A 23,058-nucleotide genomic window follows, 5' to 3' on the forward strand; every position below is an offset into this window, starting at 1 on the left:
GAAAAAGTTATTTTACTCATGTTGTCCCCTAATCCCGATATTCTGAAATTCAAGTATACAAAAAAACACCTGTAGGTGAAACACTCTTTTTCAAGTGTCCTACCTACAGGTACCATTTTAAACATGGGCGTCTTTTTATTTAACTATTTCAAACGTTACACATTACTTTATTCAACGACAGGTAGCGTTCTTGTTTCTTTTGCCATATCAGATTGGCATAAGGGGCACTTAGGTTCCTTTTCAAAGGAGAAGGCGTCTCTCATCCAACCAGGACAATCTTCACTTGTGCAAGCCCACACAACCGTTTCTTCCTCTGGAATGGGTTCGCGATTATTTTTGTTAAACGCCATACTGATCCCCCCTTAGTATCACTTGCTCCTTTTATTATAACCTAAATGTGGTAAAAAATAAAATGAACTGGGCGTATTTTGAGAAAATTAGTGTTTAAACCTAGAGGGAATTCCGAACTTGGAAAAAAAGTTCTTTAATAACTTGTCCGTCTTATTTTCTTTAGACATCTCTTTAAGTGTTATGCTTAGTTGATTACATAGTAAGCAAAAGGTATCCGTTAATTTGATCATTTTAAAAATCCATCGCTTGTATCTTTATTGGCGACTAATAGCAGATAGACAGTAAAGCCTTGTTCAGTATAAGATAAATAAGGATGTGACTTTGGCCAATACCAAGATAGTTTAGTTGGCTGGGTTTCTATAAAAGCATTGCATTTAGAGAGGAATTTATGATTGATACAACTTGTTTTGGATTGGCTTGGAAACCTCGGTATTATTGGACTGCTTATTACCATGTTGATTGAAGGCTCCTCTGTTCCGTTTCCAGGTATTATCATCGTTTTAGCTTACGGTTATGTTATGGACTTTAATCTATGGGAATCGCTACTTATTGCGGTGACCATGAGTATGGCCTACACACTTGCGAGTCTTATTCCATACTATCTAGGGTATACCCTTGATACATTTTTTAAGAAACGATTGCGCAAGGGCATTGATAAGGCCAAACATTGGTTTAGTAAATATGGACTATGGAGTATTGCGGTCACACGCCCTTTTGGCATTGGCAACTATATTTCTTATGTCGCGGGTATTACTAAAGTCAAATTGGGTCCGTATCTTGCTTTAACATTTATAGGGATATTTCCATGGTGCTTTGTCATGATTTACATTGGAAAAGAAGCCATCTTAGTGATTAAAAACTTATTATAAAAGCCCTCTTAAAGGCCCGTTGAGTTTCTCTCGCTTAAAACGGGCTCCATTTGTCATCTTATCGTTTTTCCTCGTCTCATCGAAAAGCAGCATTTAATCTCATTAACCATATGTGTAGTTTTAAATTTTTCCAGAAAATCCATCCCGATCCAAAGAAAAGTTCTGTGTAAAAAGTCCTAACAAAGACGTTTACCGTTGAATCATAAGGGGTAAAGGTTATTATCCAAAAGCCGATGAAATTGTGGGAAAGGGGGCTAATGCTGAGGAATGAAAGGCTTTCGGCAATGGAAGTCCCAAAAATAATACAGAATACATGTTATTTGCTGAATATCGTAAAGAATCGTATTTGTGAGCTTTTATGGATTCATGGATAATTATAGTATCAAAACGAAAGGAGCGAAAAATGAAATATAAATGGTCTTTTATATGGATAGGGATGTTATGTCTTCTTATTGGTCTTGGCATTTATAGTGGGACACAAAAATCAAGTGCCGACCAAAGTAAAGGCACCATTGTTTTTGGAGATGCCAACTGGGATAGTATCCGTCTTCATAATTTCATTGCAGGATTTATTGTCGAACATGGTTATGGATATAAGATGGAGGTCACCAGTGGATCAACAGCGGCTACCTTTACAGGACTAAGGCAAGGCGATATTGATGTTCTGACAGAGGTATGGCCTAATAACATGTTAGATGCCTATAACGACGCCTTAAAGAAAGGGGATATAAAAACAGTTTCAAAGAACTACGAAGGTAGGCAAGGTTTTTATGTTCCAACTTATATGATTAAAGGCGATCCTGATAAAGGGATTAAACCGATGGCACCCGATCTAAAAACAGTGGATGACTTAAAGAAATACGCAAATTTATTTAAGGATCCAGAAGATCCGAGTAAAGGAAGAATTATTGGAGGGTATAGTGGTTCAGAAGCACAAAAAATAACGCAAAAACAAGTGAGTGTTTTTGGATTAGATGACAAGTTTAACTTTTTTACCCCAGGCTCTGAAGGCGCCCTCAACGCGTCAATCGTCAAAGCCTTTAAAAACCACGATGCATGGGTTGGCTATTATTGGACCCCAACATGGATCACCGCAAAATATGATCTAACGCTTCTTAAAGCACCCGCCTATAATAAAAAAATCTGGGAAAAAAATTATGGTACTGAGTTTCCTCCTGACGAAGTGTATATCTCAGTGAATAAAGATCTTGAGAAGAAAGCACCAGAAGTTGTAAAGTTTCTGAGCCAATACAAGACCTCTGCTGACTTAACCGGTGAAGCCCTTGTCTATATGCAAGATAATGATGCCTCTCCTGAAGAAGCAGCGCAATGGTGGTTGAAAAAACATCAAGATTTATGGTCAAAGTGGGTTCCAGAAGATGTTGCGGAAAAAGTGAAGTCTGCCTTGAAGTAAAAAAGAAAGAACGATAATAAAAGTAAATAATAACCGGAAGCGAGGTGGTGGTTGCAAATGGGCAACCTTTGTCATGTTTGATTTTCCAACAGGTTTGACATTCCACGTCGGGAACTACGTCAGTGATTTAGTCGATTGGTTGACGGTTCACTGGAAGACGTTTTTCGACGGAATTAGTAATGGCTTATTATGGGTATTTAGCCACTTTAATGATTTCCTCATTTGGATGCCTTGGTGGTTCTTTGTTCTCGTTATCTTTTTATTAGCTTGCCAGTTTAAATCGGTATCCTCGGGCATTCTGTTCGCGATCTTTTTAATTCTTATTGGGATTTTTGGCTACTGGGATGAAATGATGTACACCTTATGTTTAGTCATTTCAAGTGTGGTCATCTCACTGATTATAGGCATTCCACTGGGCATTTTTATGGCCTATAGTAAGCGATTTGAAATGATTGCTAAGCCTATTTTAGATGGTATGCAGACGATGCCAACCTTTGTTTATCTTATTCCAGCCCTCTTTTTCTTTGGCTTGGGATTGATACCTGGTGTACTTTCAACGATTATTTATGCCTTGCCACCAGTGATGAGATTGACCAATTTGGCTATACGTGGCGTGCCAGAAGAAGTGGTCGAAGCGAGTCTGTCTTTCGGTTCCTCGCGATGGCAATTACTGACCAAGGTACAAATCCCTCAGGCGATGCCGACTATTATGGCGGGGATTAACCAAACAACGATGATGGCACTCGCGATGGTCGTTGTTGCTTCTATGGTCGGTGTAAAAGGCCTCGGACTTGAAGTGTTAACTGCACTAGGGCAGATTGATGTGGCCAAAGGCTTTGAAGCCGGTATAAGTATTGTTTTCTTAGCCATTATTATTGATCGAATTACGCTCGCGATTTCGAATACATTCCAGAAAAAGTAGAGCATTAAAAGGAGAAAAAATTAAGGAGTCTAAACTTATGACACTTAAAATGGAGATTAAAGAAGTCTCAAAAATATTTGGGCCCCATCCTAAGAAAACGTTAAGACTTGTAAAGGAAGGGAAATCTAAAGAAGAAATTTTGAAAAAGACGGGGCACACGGTTGGTGTCGAGCGCGTTTCATTGGATATTCAAGAGGGTGAGATGTTTGTGATTATGGGATTGTCAGGGAGTGGAAAATCGACACTCATTCGCTGTCTTAATCTTCTTAATCGCCCGACATCTGGGAGTATTTTAGTGGACGGTGAGGACATTACAACCTATGATCGTCATAAATTAAAAAAATACCGTCAGAAAAAAATTGCGATGGTCTTTCAACATTTTGGTTTATTTGACCATAGGACGATTATCGAAAATGTCTCTTATGGGTTAGAAGTTCGTAAAGTCCCCTTAAAGAAGCGAATGGAAATTGCGCAATCGAGTCTGGAAACAGTCGGTTTAAAGGGCTGGGAAGACAAATATCCGAATGAATTGAGCGGAGGTATGCAGCAACGTGTTGGATTAGCTCGGGCGCTTGCCAATGATCCTGATATCTTATTGATGGATGAACCTTTTAGTGCTTTAGATCCGTTAATTCGCCGTGAGATGCAGTTGGAGCTCATCGATCTACAAAACAAACTCCAAAAAACTGTCATTTTTATCACTCATGATGTCAACGAAGCTTTTAAAATTGGGGACCGCGTTGCTGTCATGAAGGATGGAAAGGTTGAACAGGTCGGAACACCTGAGGCTATTTTAGAAAATCCGGCAAACGACTATATAGAAGCATTCGTAAAAGACATTGATCGTTCTAAAATTATTCAGGCAGAAGGTGTCATGATTAAGCCCAATGCTCTTGTCCGCCTAAAGGATGGACTGAACGTTGCGATTAAAGAAATGAAATCTAATGGACTTTCCAGTGTGTATGTCGTTGATAAAGAAATGCGTCTTAAGGGCCTTGTTACTATTGACGATGCCTTAGAGGCCAAGACGGCTGGGCGTTCACTTGAAAGTATTATGACTGACAATTTTGAGATCGCTGCCCCAGACGACTATATGCAAGATTTAATTGATAAAGCCATCCAAACAAAATATCCTATTGCTATTGTGAGAGAAGAAAAATTAGTGGGTCTTGTCCCGAGAGCCATTGTACTCTCAAGCCTCGCCTCACAGTAATGAAAAAGAGGCTGGAATAGAAGTATATAAGACAAAGGAAAAACCGAACGATTTTGAACTGCACCCCAATTGTTAGACACCATCTAACAATTGGAGGTGCAGTTTTCTTATGGCTAAATTTACATTGGAACAAAAATTAAGTGCTGTTAACGACTATCTTCAAGGGAAAAGTTTCTTGTATAAGTATTGGGGAAGCTTTAGGAACAGATGACAAAGCAATACTAAAATGGGTATCCTTTTATGAGGCTTATTTCGTTATGTCCCAGTCTCTTTTTTGCCTCCGAAAGAGACAAAAAGAGAGATGACCATACTTTAAACTTAAAAAATAAGAGGGGAAAAGTAATCGGTTGTTCATCATGTATGAAAAAGGAAGAAGGATGTCTTAGACTTATTTGACCATGTCGCGAAAGATGAATCGGGGTTAAACCACATGTTTTGAAGAGAAAAGTAAACAATAAAAAGGTCCACCCGAGCTTATGCGGGTAGACCTCTGACGGCGCCGATGTCTTCATTTAAGTTGTGCTCTCACTTATTGTTTCTTTTCGTTCATGATGACAATCAGAGCAGCGTAAGGTATGGTCCTCTAAGATCACCCCTCCAAGAAAGCCACCGTCACAGTACACCGTTTTTCCACAATCTACACATACTCCAACAGGTTCAAGCATGCTATCTCCCCCGATTAACTGTGGTTAATTTATTTTATGTTGAAGTGTGTTAAAATACAATTAATCTTTTGAATAGGAGAGAACTTTTTATGAAATATTGTCGCTTTCTTCATGAAGGACAAATAAAATACGGCATGATTGATGTCGATCGCGTCATTGAGCTTAAAGGCTCTTACCTTAAGAAAACCTCAGCACCGACAGATCGAGTTCATTATATTGATGATGTCACATTACTTTGTCCTGTTGAGCCTTATCAAATGGTCGCCATTGGTCTTAATTATGTTGATCATGCTAAGGAACTCAGTCTCCCTTTACCTGAAGAACCTATGATGTTTATGGTGTCGCCAACGGCTCTAACTGGGCCTGACGAAACCATTTTACTGGCTAAACCTGATCATCGCATTGATTTTGAGGCTGAACTTGTGATTGTTATCGGTAAAAAAGCACATAAAGTGTCCAAAGAGAAGGCGCTTGACTCTATTTTTGGTTATACCATAGGGTTAGATATTTCCGATCGTGATTTGCAGATGAAGGACGGGCAATTCACCCGCTCAAAATCTTATCCTACATATAAACCGATGGGACCTGTTGTTGAAACTGATCTTCAGGCCAATAAGGTGCCCGTTCAATTAAGACAAAATGGCGAGATCAAGCAAGATGGAAACACTAATAATTTTGTCCATTCCATTGAAAAAATCATTGAAACAGTCACAGATGTCATGACGTTATACCCAGGGGATATTATCCTGACTGGATCGCCAGCTGGGGTCGGTCCTCTCCAAGAAGGGGACAAGCTTGAAGCTACTATTCCTGGAATCGGAATCTTGAAAAATACCGTCGCTTTAGCGAATCGTTAAATAGCTCTTCTAAGTGTTAAGCTTTTGAAGCGGGACAAGAAACTAAATGTTCATTCTATAATATCTGTATACGAAAAAGGGTGCCGAATGTCTCGGCACCCTTTAAACGTTTTATTTCAACTGTTTTATTTCCTGATTTACGGCCCCTGCTAATGCAGGTAAATGTGTCTCGAAATAGCGGGCAAACTGTAACAACTGTTCATCCTCAAGTCGTTGTGTGGCGGCTTGTACACCTACAGGAAGACCATGAGGGGTTAAACCCGCTGGAAGTGAAATGGCCGGGAAACCGGTAATATTATAGATCTGCGTCATAACCCAATCGGAATCAGCCTTTATTTTCTTTCCATTAATCGTGGGTGGACCATCCCAATCGTATTGGAAAGCAGGCGTCGCAAGAGTGGGAGATAACAATATATCGTATTTTTCCCAAAGGGATTGATAGAGATGCCAATAATAAGCTCTATCCTTCTCAAGGGCTTTAAATTGAATAGCTGAAAGTTGCTTGCCACGTTCAATCATTTTCAGCAATCCTTCAGAAAAAGCCTCTGGATGTTCTTCGGCCATCTTTTGACAACTTGCGGCCAAACCGACGGTCCAAAGTTGCTCAAAGTATTCAATGTATTCCCGAATGTCCTTTTTCATATCAAACTCCGCCGCTTGGACTTCAAACCCTGCTTCTGAAAGGCGATCAATTGTTTCCATAAATATAGCGGCAACGTCTTCATCAACTTCATACATCCCAAAGTCTAAGGTCCAACCGATTTTCGGTTTAGTCTCCATTTGATTAAGCCTTTCAAAGGCGGAGAGACCATTATCAGGGATGACAAAAGGATCAGTGGTAGTAAAGCCTTTCATAATATCATACATAAGGGCCGCATCTTCTACGCTTCGCGTTAAGGTGCCTGAATGAAGAAAAGGTTCATGGGATCCGAAAATACCGCCTAAATGGTTATCATGGGGCATACGCCCATAGGAAGGCTTAAATCCATAAATACCACAAAGTGCTGCCGGAATTCGGATGGACCCGCCACCGTCACTTCCTTCCGCGATAGGGACCAATCCAGCAGATACCGCAGCGGCCGAACCTCCACTTGAACCACCGGCATTGGTTTCTAAATCCCAAGGATTCCGGGTAGGACCAAAGAGTGGATTATCTGTTGTGCCTTTGTAGCCAAACTCTGGTGTATTGGTTTTACCCATAATGATGGCACCGGCATCTTTTAAGCGTTTGACCACTGTGGCATCACGGTCTGGAATATAATCCTTAAATAAAGGGGAGCCGTAGGTTGTTCGGATTCCTTTCGTATGGGTGAGGTCTTTTATAGCAATAGGAATGCCTTCAAGAGGTCTAACGGCTTCATCGTTTTTATACTTTTCTTCGGCCTCTTGAGCTAAAGATCTCGCCTCATCTTCATTTAATGTCACAAATGCATTCAGAGAAGGGTTGACCTCGTGAATTTTCTCGAACAGTTGGTCAACAACATCAACGGGGGAAAGTGACTTTTTCTTATAGTGCGACAATAATTCCACTGCGGTTAACTGTGTCATCGTCATGATCAAGAACCTACCTTATTAAAAAATGATGGATTGATTATACCGCTTGTCCCCATTCCGTTCAAGGGCGAAGCTCGCCCTCTCCCCTTATCACCCTAAGTCACACTAATCTCTGACATCGGTTCTGGGCCCCGTTTTTGCATGCGAACTTCGAGGATGCCATTTTTTAACTCGGCTTTAGCATTTTTGGGGCGAATGGGGGCTGGAAGTTTAATTGTGAGTTCTTTATCGTTGTTAGGTAAGCCCTGAATGTAGAGATGATAAGTATCCATCAAGAGTTTAGGGGGATGATGGGCTTCTTGCTTTAAAGGCAGACGGGCAATGACAAAATCATGCGTTTCAAACACTTGATAGTCTTCGTTTGGTTGCTGATTTTGGGCACTTGTCTTTCCACGTAAAAATTCGGGAAGAAATTGATCGACGGAATCCATGACTAGGCGCTGGATCTCCTCATTATTAGGCATTTGCCCATTCATAAAAGGTTTTTTAAAGCTTTCAATATAAGACTTAATGTCATCTGGATTAATAAAAGGTCCCATAAGTTCACTCCTTTCTTAAGGATGAGTGAAATATCTTGAATGCATTCGTAATAGACATAAGATATAGGTCATAAAAATGGAGGGGTGTGTCATGGTTAACATCCGTTTTAGCCATTTGCATGTTGATGAAGTGAGACAGTCTTCAGGTATTTTCTCAGGGAGAAATGTCCAAATCGGTTGGCGAGCAAACGGGCAACAAAATCAAGGCTTTGGCCAAGTCACGGGGCAAAACAATAAAATGCATGACCACATCCATACCGTCGTTAAGCCCGACCCTATGAAAGCACCAGATTAAGGCTATATTAGTGTATTCGTATAGGTCAAAAGCGTGAGGATAGAAGGGATACTATGCTTTTTAATCGAAAACAAGGAAAAAAAAGACAACAAAAACAGATGGATGAACTCACTAAGAAAATGGAGCAGCTTGAGGTTTCTCTTCAAAAATTGGTGGATCAAGGGATCACATATGATGTTCATATCGATCACTTGAATGTTCACGACCCTGTCCTCAAAAGCTTAACATTCCGTTTCGATAAGTTGGATGTCAAAGAGGTAAGTGGTGCATTAAATCTTGGGAATAACTTTGGAGTAAAAGTGGATGCAAAACCGAAATCCCAACAGTCAAAAACTCCTTCTAAGGAAAAAACTGTTCCTAAGGCTACACTGAAAAAACAACACAGGCAAGCGGAAACGACAGAAGAAGTCCACCATCATGAGAAAGGTATGACTTTTCGATTTGATGAGTAATGGGGGTGAGCGTGTGACGGCTTCCTTTTCACCCATCTTTTTGATTGGGGACATTCGTATTGGAACAATAAGCGATGCGTCTGTGATGAATCTTGGAAATAACCAAATGTCTCATTTTGAAAGTCATAAAAAACAAAACCAAGGCTTTGGATCAATTACAGGTGACCACAATACTATAGAAAACATTCGCAGTTTACTTCATGATCCTGATTTTATAGATTTGTTTACAGACGGGAAAGATACTGAACTTCCTGAGTGGTTGAAGGGCGTGTTGGAAGCGCACATAGAAGAAAAAATGGATGCACAAGACTCTGAATCACCATCTTCTGATAAAGACTAACTTATATATGTGTATATTGCTTCCAAGAGTATTGATCCAAAGCATCGCCTTCAATCATTTTTATGTAATGATCATCCCCTTGAAAGTGAATTTTCCCTTCAATGAGGCTGATTAAAATAATCGGCACTTGCGAAAACTTCCGACGCAGCTGAGCACGATAGTTTATTGCTTCATATGGCTGCGCTATGATGTGGGGCTTGACTTGAAAGAGGGCGATAAGTTGGCCTTCTTTTTTTATAATGGTTCCGATAGCGTTCATCAACAGCATCCTCTCCGTTAAAGACTTCTTATATTATAACGCGGGTGGGAATATAGGTATACTCCAGCTTGTTAAATTAAATGATCGGGTCTATGTTCAATTTTGATAGCCACATCATAGGTATGATTTATGTTCACTAACGGCTGGGGGGCATATCCGCTCTTCTTCATGAAAATAAAAAAATACCCCGCCACAATGGGCAGGGCATAGGATGAAAGTGTGTTGGGGTTAGGGTTGTTTATATATTTCCCACATCCACTCATTTTTAAACCTGTTTTTTTATTTTTTATTTATTCATCTAATATTCCCATGGATTCGATATGTTCTTTAGTTTCTTTAGTTCCTAAAGCATGAATAGCTTCATAGGCATGTTTTAGGTTGTGATCATAGTCATCAATTTGGTGAAAGCTACTGTATTCTTTGATAGGGATATGGGCTTGGAAAAAATTTTCCCATGATTCTTTATCCGCATCTCTTAATGCTTCTTCTAGCATAGATGCTTGTTCAGGAGTCGCTTGAATTTCAAATTCCCACTCCGACATCGTTTTATCTGGAAGGACTTCTCCAGTGCCAACTTTAACGTAGTAATTGCTCTTTTCCATCGTTACCCTCCTTAGCTCTAGACAATCCGTTTCCATTATTCTTTCCAGAAGCGAAAGACGTTATGATCATGAGGACACAATCTATTTTTTTGAGTCATTATTTAGACACAAAAGGATGGTCTTTAATCCAAAATCTCCAGGGATAATCGCGAGCGTCTTCTGCGTATTGGATGTTAATACGAGGACCACAAGCGATATCACGTGTCAGTAGATTCAGATCGTCTTCAAGCATTAAAGGGGATTGGCTCAAATCATGACCATAATAGCGATGATCGATGTCAAAAGCCCGACAAAGCTTTCCAGGTCCGTTGGTTAATTGCCGCTTAAGGCGATGGGGCAAAGTCCTTGAAGTTAGTCCTTGAACAGCCTTTTGAGGAAACCGGTGCTGAATCATAAGATCTAATCCCTCAATGGGCTCTACAGCTCTAACTAGAATGGCTTCAGGTTTATCGATTGGACCGCTGACGACATTGAAACAATGATACATGCCGTAGATAAGGTAAATATAGGCATATCCTGGAGGACCGTACATCACTTCAGTTCGCGTTGTTCTTCTTCCTCCATATGAATGGGCAGCCCGATCCTCTGGGCCCATATAAGCTTCTACCTCAACAATTCTTCCAGATAGTAACCCATTAGCATGTTCATGGACAATGCGCTTACCTAACAAGGCACGAGCCAGCTGGAGAGTTGGTTGCTTGAAAAAAGCTCGATTCATTGTTCAGCCTTTCACGCGTGCCATGGCCAACCCGTCACCTATTGGGAGGATGATCGCATCTAGTTGTGCATGATCACTCAAATATTCATTAAACTCACGAATGAATTTCGTTGTTTTTTCTTGATTTTCGGGATCATAAACACGACCGCCCCGGAGAGTATTGTCTACTAAAATCAATGCATTAGGGCGAGCTAGGGCAATGGATGCCTCTAAATAATGGATATAGTTTCTCTTATCCGCATCAATAAAGAAGAGATCAAAGGTTTCTTTCTCCTGCTTTAATTGTTCTAGACTGTCCAAAGCTGAACCGAGTCGATAAGAGATGTTTTCGCCATAGCCTGCCTTGGTTAAATTCTCTTTTGCAAGGTCAACATATTCATCGCGAATTTCTAATGATAGAAGTGTGCCGTCCTTTGGGAGGCCGCGCAAAATATGAAGGCCGCTATATCCTCCCAAGGCGCCGATTTCTAGAGCTTTCTTTGCTCCTGACAGTTTAATCAATAATGTCATAAAATGACCGGTTTCGGGAGGGATGGAAATATTGGGAATTTCATTATCTTCTAAAGACTGTAAGATGGCTTCAGCTTCTGGATCTTTTTTTACAAATAGGTTTTGGATATATTGATTGGCGTTCAATAAAGAGCTCCTCCTTATAAGTCTAGTGAAAACTATGTGTTTGAATTAATTTCACTATTTTTAATCACTTTGTTATCTATTATGACATATTAATGTTTATCTCAAAAATTTGAAGCAGAGTGTGATTACCGTTTTAGCACTTAACGAAAAAGGAATAAGCAATGGGATGTAGCTTATTCATCACTGGCTCTGTGTCCATTAGCATTTTGGTCAGCTCCCCGAAAAGTTGTTTTACTTTTTGGGGTGTGATGCGTCAGGGGTTATGTTTCACCTGTTGAATTTTGGAAAAAGGTGAACTTTGGTAGTCATGAAGTTTTACTTTATATGTCTATTCATCATGGAGAAGGGCAAGAATGAAGGTAAAAAGATGTGGAGTTGAAGGGCTTTGGAAAGAAAGAACTTGCTTCGTTTGGCTGTAGAGCAAAGAAAGAAACAGCTTATTCAACGGTTAGAAGCATTAGGTTTTCAAGGTGATCGGGAAGCGCTAATGCGTTTAACCCTTACGGAACTTGAAAATCAGTGGGAAAGTTATCAACACATGATGCAATCTGAAGAAGATGACATAGGTTAAAAAATCATTCGACCTCGCTTGGCGTCTTTATTAGGGGCGCCATTTGTGTTCTCCTTTAATAAAAAGGCTATTTTTATCATAAATGTAGGCAAGCAGGCCATTATTTGTTATATTATGTTACAATTAATAAGGAATTTAGTGTGTGTAGAATATACAGGGAGTTATACTATGAATCGTTCGGTCATATTTGAAGATTACTATCAGAACAAGGTGACATTCTCGTGCGATCTTAATCCGTTTTCGGCACATCCAAAGCATGTTTGGGTGATTTGTCAATTTCACGATCAATGGTTACTGACCCGACATCCACGTCGGGGTTGGGAGTTTCCAGGAGGAAAAGTTGAGAAGGGGGAAACTGCAGAGGAAGCCGCTATTCGTGAAGTTTATGAGGAAACAGGTGCTCATGTTTCGTCTATTCATTATATTGGACAATACAAAGTTGAGGGCAAGAGTGGAACCATTATTAAGAATGTTTATTTTGCCAAAATCGATGAGGTTAAATTAAAGGACGATTATATGGAAACTCAAGGTCCAATCTTTTTAAACGAATTACCAAAAAATATTAAAGATAATCATCGCTTTTCTTTTATGATGAAGGATGAAGTCCTTGAGGAAAGCTTAAAACATATTCGCCATCATTTAGTGAAAAATAGAAAAAGCCAGGCCTGACGCCTGGCTTTTCTATTAAAAGCTGAAGAAGTCAGCGGTGTTTTCCATAAAATTATCCAGGGCAAAGGCTGTACATAACTCATGAATCTTATCGATAAGAGGCCCAACCTCAACGAGAATTTTTTGATTTTACGAGAAAAAAATGGTATATCTTTTATGATAGCTTGGACGGATAGTGTGATTCGCCTTGGAGACGCTACATAACAAGAGCAAAAGAACCGTTACTGGCATATCCGGAATGTAATGCAAGGAGGATTTTTATAGATGAGTATAACCCATTCACGTCGATTGTTTACCTCTGAATCTGTGACAGAGGGACATCCAGATAAAATATGTGATCAAATTTCTGATGCCATTCTTGATGAAATTTTTAAAAGTGATCCCAATGCAAGGGTTGCTTGCGAAACAGCCGTAAACACAGGATTAGTGCTAGTGACAGGAGAAATTACAACCAATACCTATGTTGATATTTCTCGTGTGGTTCGTGATACGGTTAGAACGATTGGTTATGACCGTGCTAAGTATGGGTTTGACGCAGATACTTGCGCTGTTTTGACCTCCATTGATGAGCAATCTGCAGATATTGCTCAAGGTGTAAATCAGGCTTTAGAAGCGCGTGAAGGTACGATGAGTGATGATGAAATTGAAGCGATTGGTGCAGGCGACCAAGGCCTTATGTTTGGATTTGCAGTCAATGAAACACCAGAATTAATGCCTTTGCCAATTTCTTTAGCCCATAAGCTCTCTCGTCGCCTTGCTGAAGTTCGAAAAGATGAAACAATTCCGTATCTCCGTCCCGATGGAAAAACACAAGTGACCGTTGAATATGATGAACACGGGAAGCCTGAAAGAGTAGATACCATTGTCATTTCTACACAACATCATCCTGAAATTGAATTAGAGCAAATTAAGCGGGATATAACAGAACATGTGATTCGTCCGATTGTTCCTGATACACTAATTGATGAAAACACAAAATATTTTATCAACCCAACAGGGCGATTTGTCATTGGGGGTCCTAATGGTGATGCGGGTTTAACAGGACGTAAGATTATTGTGGATACTTATGGAGGTTATGCGCGTCACGGTGGAGGTGCATTTTCGGGTAAGGATCCGACAAAAGTTGATCGTTCAGCCGCCTATGCCGCTCGTTATGTGGCTAAAAATATTGTTGCTGCCGGACTGGCTGATAAATGTGAGGTTCAACTTGCTTATGCCATTGGTGTGGCCCAACCGGTTTCTATTTCTATTGATACCTTTGATACAGGGCGCATTTCAGAAGAACGTTTAGTGGCACTGGTTCGTGAACAATTTGATTTACGCCCAGCAGGTATTATTCGTATGCTAGATCTCAAGCGCCCAATTTATAAACAGACAGCCGCTTATGGTCATTTTGGTCGGACAGATGTTGAGCTTCCTTGGGAACGAACAGACAAGGCCGATTTATTAAAAGAGCGAGCAAAATAAGCGCAATAAGAAAAACGGAAAACTGTGGGAAACCCTTTTGTAGGATTTTCCGCAGTTTTTTTATATCAGTAGGGTCCATGTCAGTGTGGTGCCACTTTTGTTAATCGGCTTCTTCTTTGTACAAGCAGCTTAAAGCTGAATCCACCTCTTCGTTAACATTACGGTCTATATCAAACATGCTTTCTAAGACTTTTTAGTGCTCATCATGTACATTTTGAAATCCTTATTATTGGTTACAATCACCATGCTCAATATTAGACTTAGCATCACAAAAAAGGTTTTTGGGCATACCTGATGTGGCTCTTTTGAGGTAAAGACAAGCACTTCTGTGATTTGTGTAAAGATTTTTATCAAATGGCAGAATGCCTTTTAATATACTATTATGGTGGGGAGTGTTTTTAATTTTGCTTAGATAAGGTGGGAGAGGCATGTGGGTCTGGAAATCAGGGCAAGATAAAATTAAAGGCGTTGTCGTGATTGTGCATGGAGCCGGCGAACATCACGGACGGTATGAATGGTTAAAGAAACAATGGCTAGAAGCAGGCTTCCACGTTGTTTTAGGTGATTTACCCGGCCAAGGGAGAAATCCAAAACACCAAGGCCATGTTGATCATTTTAGTGAATATATAACCACCGTCGGTAAGTGGATAGATACAGCACGTACCTTTAGACTTCCGTATATCTTGTTTGGCCATAGTCTTGGGGGGCTCGTCGTGATACGTACGCTTCAAGAAAAACGTCTCAAGCCCCAAGCGGTCGTATTGTCTTCTCCTTGTCTAGGGTTGAAGGTTCCACCCCCTGAGTGGTTAAAGAAGGCTGTCAGTCCGTTAAACATTCTAGCCCCACGTTTTCGTATCCCGATCAAACGGCAATCGGAAAATATTTTAGCTACTCATAATAAAGAGATCTTAGAAAAAGATGCGACAGATCCATTGATTGTGAAGAAGGTTTCACTACGATGGTATTTTGAATTAGATCAAGCGATGGTCAAGGCTTTTCAGCAAATAGATCGGTTTCCTCATGTCCCTTTGTTTATTTTGCAGGCCGGTAGTGATAAAATCGTCGATAAGCATGTTGTTCACCAATGGTTTAACGAGCTGCCACTTCAATACAAACTCTATAAGGAATGGCCAGGCTTTTATCATGAAATTTTCAATGAACCCGAACGCCAGAAAGTGTTTCAATATACGCTTAGTAAAGTCAATCGTTTTTTCTCATAACGTTAGAAATTATAACTTTGTGAAGAGCTTATAAGTGCAACTTAAGCTTAGCGACAACCATAGTGTGAGTGTGAAAGCACGAACATCAGGCTGTGCTTAGCGAAACGTTCAAGTGTAAGTCAAGTTTTCTAAAAAGAGATCAGTAGGAGAAGGTGGGGACTTATACGTATGAAGGTACCAACGAGAGCATGGGGATTGATGACGAATATTTATCGTAATGTATTACCCGATGTACGTGAAGAATTGAGCACCTGGAAAAAGAGGGCTGAGCACATACCTGATCCAGAACTTAGAAAACAGGCCCTCGCAAGTATTCAGTCGAAGACCTTTCACTGTGAAGGTGGCGGGATTTATAGTTTAATTGCCGGTGACCGAAAGAACGAGGTAATTAAGTTTATCGTCGCATACCAGACCATAAGCGATTATTTAGATAATTTGTGTGATCGCAGTACGTCACTTGATCCGGCTGATTTTGAGGCCTTACATGAGGCGATGAAGCATGCTTTGACACCTGGTGTTCCTCATAATGACTATTATCGTCATCGTGCTGAGAAAGAGGATGCTGGCTATCTCGAACAGTTAGTTGAAACATGTCAATCCTTTTTGGCCACGCTAAACGATTATAATACCATCAAGCCGATGCTACATGAACTAGCAGGCTATTATTGTGACCTTCAAGTACATAAACATGTCAAGCATGATTTACGCGTTCCACGCCTCCAAGAGTGGTTTGGGCAATATAAAGATCAATTACCGCAGATGAGTTGGTATGAGTTCTCGGCAAGTTCAGGATCGACACTTGGCATTTTTTGCCTTGTTTCTTATGCTGCAGCCGATTATCCGATGGAAACATTAGCGAGTAGAATAAAGGAAGGCTATTTTCCTTGGGTTCAAGGCTTGCACATTTTACTTGACTATTTTGTTGACCAAGAAGAGGACAAGCAAGGTGGGGACCTCAATTTTTGTTTTTACTATGAAAATGAGGAGATGCTCATTGAACGATTTAATCATTTTATAAAGCAAGCGGATTTGAGTATCGCTGTCCTTCCCCATGCCAATTTTCATCGTTTGATTAATAAGGGGTTGCTGGCGATCTATTTAGCAGATCAAAAGGTGAATGAGCAAAATAAAGTGAGAAGATTGGCACGTAGAATTATTCGTAAAGCAGGCGGTGCGGGATGGTTCTTTCTGATGAATGGCTGGCTATATAGACGCATTAAGCCAGGCTTATAATAAACATACTAAGAAGTATTTCACTCAAAGAAAAATCCGAACATTCTTTTGAATGAACGGATTTTCTTTTTCTTAAAATATAAGAATGTATAAAATTCTGGTCATTAGGAAGGTGTGGATTTACGCGTTCAGAACGCTCGCTTTCCTCATGCCCACACGACTAAGGAAAGCTGCTAAGAGAATAATCCTCGCAGAAATATCGTGTTTTACGATTTTTTGATGTGGGTAGGGTCGGCGTTGTCACAGGACGTGACGTTTTTAGCCGATCGTCCTTAGTGGCCTCAGCTAACTTGGGATGATAATCGAGTTTCCCAAGTATTTATGACTAAAAACCCCTGTTCCTGCGTCTACTCGTATCGCTTCGTCGTCAGCTTTCTCGGAACAACTCGAAGTTTACTCGTGAAGTAACGCTGGTTGCTGTTCCCGAAGGACTCTAGTTTAGGCATCCGTGAGTCAGCGGCGCTGAGGAACACACTCTGTATAAGTATTCCGAATCTCGCGTCTTCCGCTCTAATCCACTTGATACTGACGAAGCCTTTTGGTAAAAAACTTTTTAATGCCCAACTGAATGAGGACCGGGCATGCTTTTTCGCCCGGTTTTTCTCAAAAGGTAAGAAAGTATAAAATTATTGGCCAGCAGAACGGTGTGGATCTCCACTCCAGAGCGCTCGCTTTCCTCGGGCACGGCCTCAGCTAATTTTGGAATGGATGAATGGTGTTCCAAAATGGATCTTCGGACGCGTGCTGTTCCCGAAGGAGTCTCGCGCCTTCCATTCCGATCAACTGGGTTGCTGACGCTGCCTCTTGGGATTAAAATCTTATTCCGTGTTTTTATAAGGACTGGGCATGCTTTACGCCCGGTTTTTCTTAGCATAAGACGGTTCACGCCATCAAAGAACTTCGCTTTCCACGGGCACGGCCTCAGCTCGCTCTGAAGTCGATCTTTTTGTGCGCCAAAGTGGATCTTCGGACGCGTGTGGGAGTCTCCGCGGTTTGACTACGCTCTCCTTTCTCTTCTATAGGCCTCTAAAGTTTTATTGTTCGGCGTTTGCATTTATTGGTTTGTTTTGTCCCAGCTTTTTCTCAAAGGATAAAAGTTGGATGTTTTCTTTATTGCCAAAAGTGCTGCTACAGAGTAAACTATTCATGGCTTATTTTATAACATCAGAAATTTATAATATAGCGGAAGACCTTATAAGAGCAACTTAGGCTTTCGCCATTAAGGCTTGGCGGCACCCTAAGTGAGAGGGTGCGAGAGTACAACCATCAGGCTGTGTTTAATGAAGTGCTGAGGTATAAGCCAAGTTTTCTAAATGGCATTGACGTACTTAACATCTAGAGGGTCTACATGAGGAAGGAGTTGCTTGATGCCAAAAAAATTGTGGTTTCTTATAATAGGTATGGTCATTAATACGACAGGTTCTTCCTTTCTTTGGCCATTGAATACGATATATATTCATAATATGTTAGGACACTCTCTGTCATTTGCTGGTTTGATACTAATGTTGAATTCAGGAGCAGGGATTGTGGGTAACCTTTTTGGAGGCATTCTTTTCGATAAAGTAGGCGGATATCGCTCGGTACTGATTGGACTGGGGATCACCACCGCCGCCGGCCTCTTATTAACCATTTTTCATTCTACACTCCCTTACGCAATTTTGCTCACTATTGTAGGCTTTGGGTCAGGGATCATTTTTCCCGCCATGTTTGCGATGGCGGGAATGGTTTGGCCAGATGGTGGGAGAAAACCTTTTAATGCTATCTATGTCTCACAAAATGTTGGGGTGGCTATTGGAACATCAATAGGCGGTGTCGTTGCTTCTTTTTCTTTTAATTGGATTTTCTCAGTCAATGCTTTCCTTTTTGTGTGTTTTACGGTTTTTGCCTTTTTGACTTATAAAACCATAGACTCTCGAAACGAAGGAAGGCACTTGCAGACCAATATTCTTGAACAATCAAAACCGATTAAACATAAGGGCCCTTTTATTGCCTTGATAATCCTATGTTCAGGATTGGTATTATGTTGGATTGGCTATGTGCAATGGCAGTCCACGATTGCTTCTTATACGCAGGAGCTCAACATTCCGCTTTCTCTCTATAGTTTACTCTGGACCTTAAATGGTTTGCTCATTGTTCTTGGACAGCCACTGGTCTCCATTGTGACAAAGAAGGTACCGCAAACCAAAATCCAAATGGTATCGGGCATTTGTTTGTTTATTGCTTCCTTTGTGATTCTTTCTTTTGCGACGCGTTTTCCTGTCTTCATGTTGGCGATGGTGATTCTAACTTTAGGTGAAATGCTCGTTTGGCCAGCTGTTCCTACGATAGCTAATCGCTTAGCGCCGAAGGGACGTCAAGGCTTTTATCAAGGGTTTGTCAATAGTGCGGGGACCTGCGGACGGATGATTGGCCCTTTATTTGGCGGATTAATAGTGGATGTGTTTAATATACAGCTTCTGATTATTGTCCTCTGTTTCCTCTTTATTGGAGCCATTATAACCTCAATAATTTACGATAAACCTTTAGAAAATCATGTGTTTCGAAAAGAAACCACTGAGATGTAAGCTGTAAAAAAAGACTTTCGGTCTATTTGCCTATAAAAATTTATGTATGGGCTTGACATTCATCTCAGGATTAAATAGAATACAAACTAACATACCAATTTGGCTGTACCAAGTTGAATAAGCTTCATATGATTGAACAGCGATGATGAGGAATAGTAAAATCGATCGTTTTTATTCTAGAGAGTTGACATACGGTGCAAGTCAACAAAACGATAATTTGAACTCGCCTTTAAGCTGCGATCGTGAACATTTGAGAGTAGCGATCGACGTTAAACCGCGTTAAGGTATCATGAGTGAGTGCGCTCTAAGCACTAATTCAGGGTGGTACCGCGGGAAATCTGACAAACATGTTAACCAACCTCTCGTCCCTAACGCTAACGTTAAGGGCGGGGGGTTTTATTATGGTTTCTCATGAAGGTGTTCAATAAATTTAGGGAGTGGCTACTGAGTCCCATTGGCTCCTATCCCTTCCTTTTTGAACATGATTTTGAAAAATAAATACTATTAAAAATGGACCCTTTCGCCATTCAAGACTTGGATTCTCTAATATTGAACATGGCCTGAAAGACAAGGAGGATTAAGGAATGTCATATGATCATCGCAAAATAGAAAAGAAATGGCAATCGTATTGGGCTGAACACAAGACATTTTCAACAAATACAGATTCTGAAAAAGATAAATATTATGTTCTTGATATGTTCCCTTATCCTTCGGGAGCCGGTTTACATGTCGGTCACCCTGAAGGTTATACAGCGACGGATATTCTGGCTCGCTTTAAGCGTATGCAAGGGTACGAAGTGCTTCATACCATTGGTTGGGATGCCTTTGGACTCCCAGCCGAGCAATATGCATTAGATACGGGGAACAATCCTCGGGAATTTACAAATCATAATATCAATAACTTTCGTCGCCAATTAAAATCTTTGGGGTTCTCTTATGATTGGGAGCGTGAAATTAATACGACCGACCCTGAGTATTATAAGTGGACGCAATGGATCTTTTTAAAACTTTATGAAAAAGGGCTTGCCTATATTGATGAAGTCCCTGTGAACTGGTGTCCAGCACTTGGCACTGTTCTTGCTAATGAAGAAGTTATCGATGGGAAAAGTGAGCGTGGTGGACATCCGGTCGTTCGTAAACCGATGAAACAATGGATGCTTAAGATTACTGAGTATGCGGAACGACTCCTCAATGATCTTGATAAAGTCGATTGGCCAGAGCACATTAAAGAAATGCAACGCAATTGGATTGGCAAATCTGAAGGTGCGGAAATTACCTTTGATGTGGAGGGCTTTGATGAAAAAATTACGGTTTTCTCCACAAGACCTGACACACTCTATGGTGCAACGTATGTTGTTTTAGCGCCTGAACATGCTTTGGTTGATAAAATTACAACGCCTGAACGCGCGGAAACCGTGGATATCTATCGTCGAGAAGTCCAAAGTAAAAGTGACTTAGAGCGCACAGAGCTCTCCAAGGAAAAAACGGGTGTCTTCACAGGAGGCTATGCCATTAATCCTGTCAATGGTGAGAAGCTCCCCATTTGGATTGCGGATTATGTTTTAATCACTTACGGTTCTGGGGCCATTATGGCGGTGCCTGCTCATGATGAACGTGACTGGGAATTTGCGAAAAAGTTTGAACTCCCGATTGTCGAAGTCGTGAGTGGTGGCAATGTTGACCAAGCGGCCTATACCGAAGATGGAATTCATGTGAATTCTGGTTTTCTCGATGGATTAGGGAAAAAAGAAGCAATTGATCAAATGATTGATTGGTTAGAAGCTCATAAGGCTGGAGAAAGAAAGACGACCTATCGTTTACGGGACTGGTTGTTCAGCCGTCAACGCTATTGGGGTGAGCCGATTCCTATTTTACATCTTGAGGATGGGACAATTAAACCCGTTCCTGAAGAGGAGTTGCCCTTGACCCTTCCTGAAATGGAGGAAATTAAACCTTCAGGGACAGGAGAATCTCCTTTGGCACTTGCTGAGGATTGGGTGAATACCATTGATCCTGAAACGGGAATGAAAGCACGCCGTGAAACCAACACTATGCCACAATGGGCCGGTAGCTGTTGGTACTATTTGCGGTTTATTGATCCTAAGAATAAAGAAGTGCTTGCAGATCCAGATAAATTAAAAAAATGGCTTCCAGTGGATGTCTACATCGGTGGAGCGGAACATGCTGTTCTCCATTTACTATATGCGCGTTTCTGGCATAAAGTCCTTTTTGATGTTGGTGTAGTGCCCACAGAAGAGCCTTTCCAAAAGCTCTTTAATCCTGGCATGATTCTCGGTGAAAATAATGAGAAAATGAGTAAGTCTAAGGGCAATGTCGTGAACCCTGATGATATTGTGCATGCCTATGGCGCTGATAGTCTGCGTTTATATGAAATGTTCATGGGCCCCTTAGATGCTTCTATTGCTTGGAGTAATGAAGGATTAGATGGCGCAAGACGCTTCCTTGACCGTGTTTGGCGATTACTTGTCACTGAAGAAGGGACATTGAGTGCGAAGGTAAAGGAAACGGTTGATGTGAGCGAAGAATATGAAAGAGTTTATCATCAAACCGTGAAAAAGGTCACAGAAGATATCAGTCATTTACGCTTTAACACCGCGATTTCTCAAATGATGGTGTTTGTGAATGAATCGAATAAGCAAGACACTATCCCTACAGCGTTTGTTGAAGGCTTTGTGAAATTATTGTCACCGATTGTCCCGCATTTAGCAGAGGAACTTTGGGAAATCCTTGGGCAGAGTTCTTCCATTAGCTTAGAGAATTGGCCCACTTATGATGAATCTAAACTTGTAGAATCCACCGTTGAAGTGGTGTTGCAAATTAATGGTAAGGTACGATCAAAGATTAAGGTAGCAAAGGATACCGCAAAGGCTGCGCTTGAAAAGGCTGCGCTTGACGATGAAATTATAAAAGAAAAAATTTCCGGTCAAACGATTCGTAAAGTGATTGTTGTTCCTGGAAAACTTGTGAATATAGTTGCAAATTAATGCAAAGGAGGCAGCTGCCTCCTTTGTTTTAACGTCATAAGTTTTCTCATGACATCAGGATTTATAGCTTTGTGGAGGACCTTATAAGTGCAACTTTGGATTTCGCCATGAGGATTTGGCGGCAATCCAAGTTTTCTAATGTGGCAAAAATAGAACATTCCTTATTTCATTCAGGAAAGATGCTTGTCGAATCTTGACTTTTGACCTTTAAAAATGCACAATTATTTTGAAAAACCTTTGAGAAAGGTGAGAGAGATGGCTGACCAAATTGAAACAATTTTTCCAGAAGAGGTAGAGGAAAAACTAACAGACTCAAATGCGAACATCGTCTTAGTAGATGTCCGTGAAGATGAAGAGGTGGCAACGGGGAAGATTGCTGAAGCTCTTCATATTCCGCTTGGACAGCTTCCAGAACGATTTGAAGAACTAGATAAAAGCAAAACAGTCATCACGGTATGCCGCTCAGGGCGACGGAGTGAGAAAGCGGCTGAGTTTTTACAAGAGCAAGGCTATAAGGTGATTAACATGACTGGCGGTATGATGAAGTGGACAGGCGATATTAAAGCCTAATTGATGAGTAGGTGAGGGTGATGGACAAAGAACCATTGCCCTTTTTCTTTGTTAAGAAAAAACATAACATCAT

At 40.8% G+C, this 23,058-nt stretch carries 24 protein-coding genes and 1 other annotated feature; of the genes, 16 read left to right on the forward strand and 8 right to left on the reverse strand.

Annotated elements, in window-relative coordinates:
• Nucleotides 1-167: 167 nt before the first annotated feature.
• A complete protein-coding gene (locus IEV91_RS18880) occupies nucleotides 168-350 on the reverse strand; it encodes a cold-shock protein (protein ID WP_188498986.1) in 183 nt (60 codons plus the stop codon).
• A gap of 393 nt (nucleotides 351-743) precedes the next feature.
• Between IEV91_RS18880 and IEV91_RS18885 the strand changes: the two genes are divergently transcribed.
• The 4 genes from IEV91_RS18885 (at nucleotide 744) to IEV91_RS18900 (ending at nucleotide 4,769) form a co-directional block, all read left to right on the forward strand.
• Nucleotides 744-1,220, forward strand: coding sequence for a DedA family protein (locus tag IEV91_RS18885; RefSeq protein WP_188498987.1), 477 nt, complete (start codon nucleotides 744-746; stop codon nucleotides 1,218-1,220).
• A 403-nt stretch (nucleotides 1,221-1,623) separates the two neighbouring features.
• Nucleotides 1,624-2,634 (forward strand): ABC transporter substrate-binding protein, encoded by a 1,011-nt coding sequence (locus tag IEV91_RS18890; RefSeq protein WP_188498988.1) that lies wholly within the window; start codon nucleotides 1,624-1,626, stop codon nucleotides 2,632-2,634.
• A gap of 73 nt (nucleotides 2,635-2,707) precedes the next feature.
• Nucleotides 2,708-3,556, forward strand: a complete 849-nt coding sequence (locus tag IEV91_RS18895; RefSeq protein ID WP_188498989.1) for an ABC transporter permease — start codon at nucleotides 2,708-2,710, stop codon at nucleotides 3,554-3,556.
• 37 nt (nucleotides 3,557-3,593) lie between these two features.
• The gene (locus IEV91_RS18900; protein ID WP_188498990.1) at nucleotides 3,594-4,769 is read left to right on the forward strand and encodes a quaternary amine ABC transporter ATP-binding protein; all 1,176 of its coding nucleotides are present in this window, start codon (nucleotides 3,594-3,596) and stop codon (nucleotides 4,767-4,769) included.
• A gap of 512 nt (nucleotides 4,770-5,281) precedes the next feature.
• Here IEV91_RS18900 and IEV91_RS18905 read toward each other — a convergent pair.
• The gene (locus IEV91_RS18905; RefSeq protein WP_188498991.1) at nucleotides 5,282-5,434 is read right to left on the reverse strand and encodes a hypothetical protein; all 153 of its coding nucleotides are present in this window, start codon (nucleotides 5,432-5,434) and stop codon (nucleotides 5,282-5,284) included.
• 89 nt (nucleotides 5,435-5,523) lie between these two features.
• Here IEV91_RS18905 and IEV91_RS18910 point away from each other — a divergent pair, with 89 nt between their 5' ends.
• Nucleotides 5,524-6,291, forward strand: coding sequence for a fumarylacetoacetate hydrolase family protein (locus IEV91_RS18910; protein WP_188498992.1), 768 nt, complete (start codon nucleotides 5,524-5,526; stop codon nucleotides 6,289-6,291).
• Nucleotides 6,292-6,402: 111 nt separating this feature from the next.
• Here IEV91_RS18910 and IEV91_RS18915 read toward each other — a convergent pair whose 3' ends face one another.
• Nucleotides 6,403-7,845, reverse strand: coding sequence for an amidase (locus IEV91_RS18915; RefSeq protein ID WP_188498993.1), 1,443 nt, complete (start codon nucleotides 7,843-7,845; stop codon nucleotides 6,403-6,405).
• A gap of 95 nt (nucleotides 7,846-7,940) precedes the next feature.
• Nucleotides 7,941-8,384 carry an Hsp20/alpha crystallin family protein gene (locus IEV91_RS18920; protein WP_188498994.1) on the reverse strand — a complete coding sequence of 148 codons (444 nt, stop codon included), beginning with the start codon at nucleotides 8,382-8,384 and terminating at the stop codon, nucleotides 7,941-7,943.
• 91 nt (nucleotides 8,385-8,475) lie between these two features.
• Here IEV91_RS18920 and IEV91_RS18925 point away from each other — a divergent pair, with 91 nt between their 5' ends.
• The 3 genes from IEV91_RS18925 to IEV91_RS18935 are packed head-to-tail and all read left to right on the forward strand — an operon-like array spanning nucleotide 8,476 to nucleotide 9,471.
• Complete coding sequence (locus IEV91_RS18925) at nucleotides 8,476-8,679, forward strand: hypothetical protein (RefSeq protein ID WP_188498995.1); 204 nt, start codon at nucleotides 8,476-8,478, stop codon at nucleotides 8,677-8,679.
• Nucleotides 8,680-8,732: 53 nt separating this feature from the next.
• On the forward strand, nucleotides 8,733-9,131 hold the full coding sequence (locus tag IEV91_RS18930; protein WP_188498996.1) for a hypothetical protein: 399 nt from the start codon (nucleotides 8,733-8,735) through the stop codon (nucleotides 9,129-9,131).
• A 13-nt stretch (nucleotides 9,132-9,144) separates the two neighbouring features.
• Entirely contained in the window at nucleotides 9,145-9,471 is a 327-nt protein-coding gene (locus tag IEV91_RS18935; RefSeq protein ID WP_188498997.1) for a hypothetical protein, read from the forward strand.
• A gap of 1 nt (nucleotide 9,472) precedes the next feature.
• On the opposite strand, the gene IEV91_RS18940 is transcribed toward IEV91_RS18935, so the two are convergent.
• The 4 genes from IEV91_RS18940 to IEV91_RS18955 all read right to left on the reverse strand — a co-directional run bounded on the left by IEV91_RS18940 (nucleotide 9,473) and on the right by IEV91_RS18955 (nucleotide 11,686).
• Nucleotides 9,473-9,730 (reverse strand): hypothetical protein, encoded by a 258-nt coding sequence (locus tag IEV91_RS18940; RefSeq protein ID WP_188498998.1) that lies wholly within the window; start codon nucleotides 9,728-9,730, stop codon nucleotides 9,473-9,475.
• Between the two features lie 290 nt (nucleotides 9,731-10,020).
• Complete coding sequence (locus tag IEV91_RS18945) at nucleotides 10,021-10,332, reverse strand: hypothetical protein (protein ID WP_188498999.1); 312 nt, start codon at nucleotides 10,330-10,332, stop codon at nucleotides 10,021-10,023.
• Between the two features lie 97 nt (nucleotides 10,333-10,429).
• Nucleotides 10,430-11,050, reverse strand: coding sequence for a DNA-3-methyladenine glycosylase (locus IEV91_RS18950; RefSeq protein WP_188499000.1), 621 nt, complete (start codon nucleotides 11,048-11,050; stop codon nucleotides 10,430-10,432).
• A 3-nt stretch (nucleotides 11,051-11,053) separates the two neighbouring features.
• Nucleotides 11,054-11,686, reverse strand: a complete 633-nt coding sequence (locus IEV91_RS18955) for an O-methyltransferase (RefSeq protein WP_188499001.1) — start codon at nucleotides 11,684-11,686, stop codon at nucleotides 11,054-11,056.
• Nucleotides 11,687-12,071: 385 nt separating this feature from the next.
• Here IEV91_RS18955 and fbpA point away from each other — a divergent pair, with 385 nt between their 5' ends.
• The 8 genes from fbpA to IEV91_RS18995 all read left to right on the forward strand — a co-directional run bounded on the left by fbpA (nucleotide 12,072) and on the right by IEV91_RS18995 (nucleotide 22,985).
• Nucleotides 12,072-12,257 carry a Fur-regulated basic protein FbpA gene (gene fbpA, locus IEV91_RS18960; RefSeq protein ID WP_229745657.1) on the forward strand — a complete coding sequence of 62 codons (186 nt, stop codon included), beginning with the start codon at nucleotides 12,072-12,074 and terminating at the stop codon, nucleotides 12,255-12,257.
• Between the two features lie 168 nt (nucleotides 12,258-12,425).
• A complete protein-coding gene (gene ytkD, locus IEV91_RS18965) occupies nucleotides 12,426-12,926 on the forward strand; it encodes an RNA deprotection pyrophosphohydrolase (protein WP_188499002.1) in 501 nt (166 codons plus the stop codon).
• Nucleotides 12,927-13,196: 270 nt separating this feature from the next.
• The gene (gene metK / locus IEV91_RS18970) at nucleotides 13,197-14,393 is read left to right on the forward strand and encodes a methionine adenosyltransferase (protein ID WP_188499017.1); all 1,197 of its coding nucleotides are present in this window, start codon (nucleotides 13,197-13,199) and stop codon (nucleotides 14,391-14,393) included.
• A 428-nt stretch (nucleotides 14,394-14,821) separates the two neighbouring features.
• Complete coding sequence (locus tag IEV91_RS18975) at nucleotides 14,822-15,613, forward strand: alpha/beta hydrolase (RefSeq protein WP_188499003.1); 792 nt, start codon at nucleotides 14,822-14,824, stop codon at nucleotides 15,611-15,613.
• Nucleotides 15,614-15,781: 168 nt separating this feature from the next.
• Nucleotides 15,782-16,846, forward strand: a complete 1,065-nt coding sequence (tbcS, locus tag IEV91_RS18980; RefSeq protein WP_188499004.1) for a tetraprenyl-beta-curcumene synthase — start codon at nucleotides 15,782-15,784, stop codon at nucleotides 16,844-16,846.
• A 1,367-nt stretch (nucleotides 16,847-18,213) separates the two neighbouring features.
• Nucleotides 18,214-19,410 carry an MDR family MFS transporter gene (locus tag IEV91_RS18985; protein WP_188499005.1) on the forward strand — a complete coding sequence of 399 codons (1,197 nt, stop codon included), beginning with the start codon at nucleotides 18,214-18,216 and terminating at the stop codon, nucleotides 19,408-19,410.
• Nucleotides 19,411-19,543: 133 nt separating this feature from the next.
• Nucleotides 19,544-19,783, forward strand: a binding site (T-box leader).
• Between the two features lie 211 nt (nucleotides 19,784-19,994).
• Entirely contained in the window at nucleotides 19,995-22,415 is a 2,421-nt protein-coding gene (leuS, locus tag IEV91_RS18990; RefSeq protein ID WP_188499006.1) for a leucine--tRNA ligase, read from the forward strand.
• Between the two features lie 255 nt (nucleotides 22,416-22,670).
• A complete protein-coding gene (locus IEV91_RS18995; RefSeq protein WP_188499007.1) occupies nucleotides 22,671-22,985 on the forward strand; it encodes a rhodanese-like domain-containing protein in 315 nt (104 codons plus the stop codon).
• The last annotated feature ends 73 nt before the right edge of the window (nucleotides 22,986-23,058 follow it).

The sequence above is a fragment of the Pullulanibacillus pueri genome, assembly GCF_014639255.1.
Lineage (GTDB): Bacteria > Bacillota > Bacilli > Bacillales > Sporolactobacillaceae > Pullulanibacillus > Pullulanibacillus pueri.

Coding starts and splice junctions, on each gene's coding strand:
- leuS (WP_188499006.1), top strand. CDS start 19,995: ATGTCATATGATCATCGCAAAATAGAAAAGAAATGGCAATCGTATTGG.
- IEV91_RS18880 (WP_188498986.1), bottom strand. CDS start 350: ATGGCGTTTAACAAAAATAATCGCGAACCCATTCCAGAGGAAGAAACG.
- IEV91_RS18985 (WP_188499005.1), top strand. CDS start 18,214: ATGCCAAAAAAATTGTGGTTTCTTATAATAGGTATGGTCATTAATACG.
- ytkD (WP_188499002.1), top strand. CDS start 12,426: ATGAATCGTTCGGTCATATTTGAAGATTACTATCAGAACAAGGTGACA.
- IEV91_RS18890 (WP_188498988.1), top strand. CDS start 1,624: ATGAAATATAAATGGTCTTTTATATGGATAGGGATGTTATGTCTTCTT.
- IEV91_RS18925 (WP_188498995.1), top strand. CDS start 8,476: ATGGTTAACATCCGTTTTAGCCATTTGCATGTTGATGAAGTGAGACAG.
- tbcS (WP_188499004.1), top strand. CDS start 15,782: ATGAAGGTACCAACGAGAGCATGGGGATTGATGACGAATATTTATCGT.
- IEV91_RS18940 (WP_188498998.1), bottom strand. CDS start 9,730: ATGAACGCTATCGGAACCATTATAAAAAAAGAAGGCCAACTTATCGCC.
- IEV91_RS18905 (WP_188498991.1), bottom strand. CDS start 5,434: ATGCTTGAACCTGTTGGAGTATGTGTAGATTGTGGAAAAACGGTGTAC.
- IEV91_RS18930 (WP_188498996.1), top strand. CDS start 8,733: ATGCTTTTTAATCGAAAACAAGGAAAAAAAAGACAACAAAAACAGATG.
- IEV91_RS18920 (WP_188498994.1), bottom strand. CDS start 8,384: ATGGGACCTTTTATTAATCCAGATGACATTAAGTCTTATATTGAAAGC.
- IEV91_RS18900 (WP_188498990.1), top strand. CDS start 3,594: ATGACACTTAAAATGGAGATTAAAGAAGTCTCAAAAATATTTGGGCCC.
- IEV91_RS18995 (WP_188499007.1), top strand. CDS start 22,671: ATGGCTGACCAAATTGAAACAATTTTTCCAGAAGAGGTAGAGGAAAAA.
- IEV91_RS18910 (WP_188498992.1), top strand. CDS start 5,524: ATGAAATATTGTCGCTTTCTTCATGAAGGACAAATAAAATACGGCATG.
- IEV91_RS18945 (WP_188498999.1), bottom strand. CDS start 10,332: ATGGAAAAGAGCAATTACTACGTTAAAGTTGGCACTGGAGAAGTCCTT.
- IEV91_RS18895 (WP_188498989.1), top strand. CDS start 2,708: ATGTTTGATTTTCCAACAGGTTTGACATTCCACGTCGGGAACTACGTC.
- IEV91_RS18975 (WP_188499003.1), top strand. CDS start 14,822: ATGTGGGTCTGGAAATCAGGGCAAGATAAAATTAAAGGCGTTGTCGTG.
- IEV91_RS18915 (WP_188498993.1), bottom strand. CDS start 7,845: ATGACGATGACACAGTTAACCGCAGTGGAATTATTGTCGCACTATAAG.
- IEV91_RS18950 (WP_188499000.1), bottom strand. CDS start 11,050: ATGAATCGAGCTTTTTTCAAGCAACCAACTCTCCAGCTGGCTCGTGCC.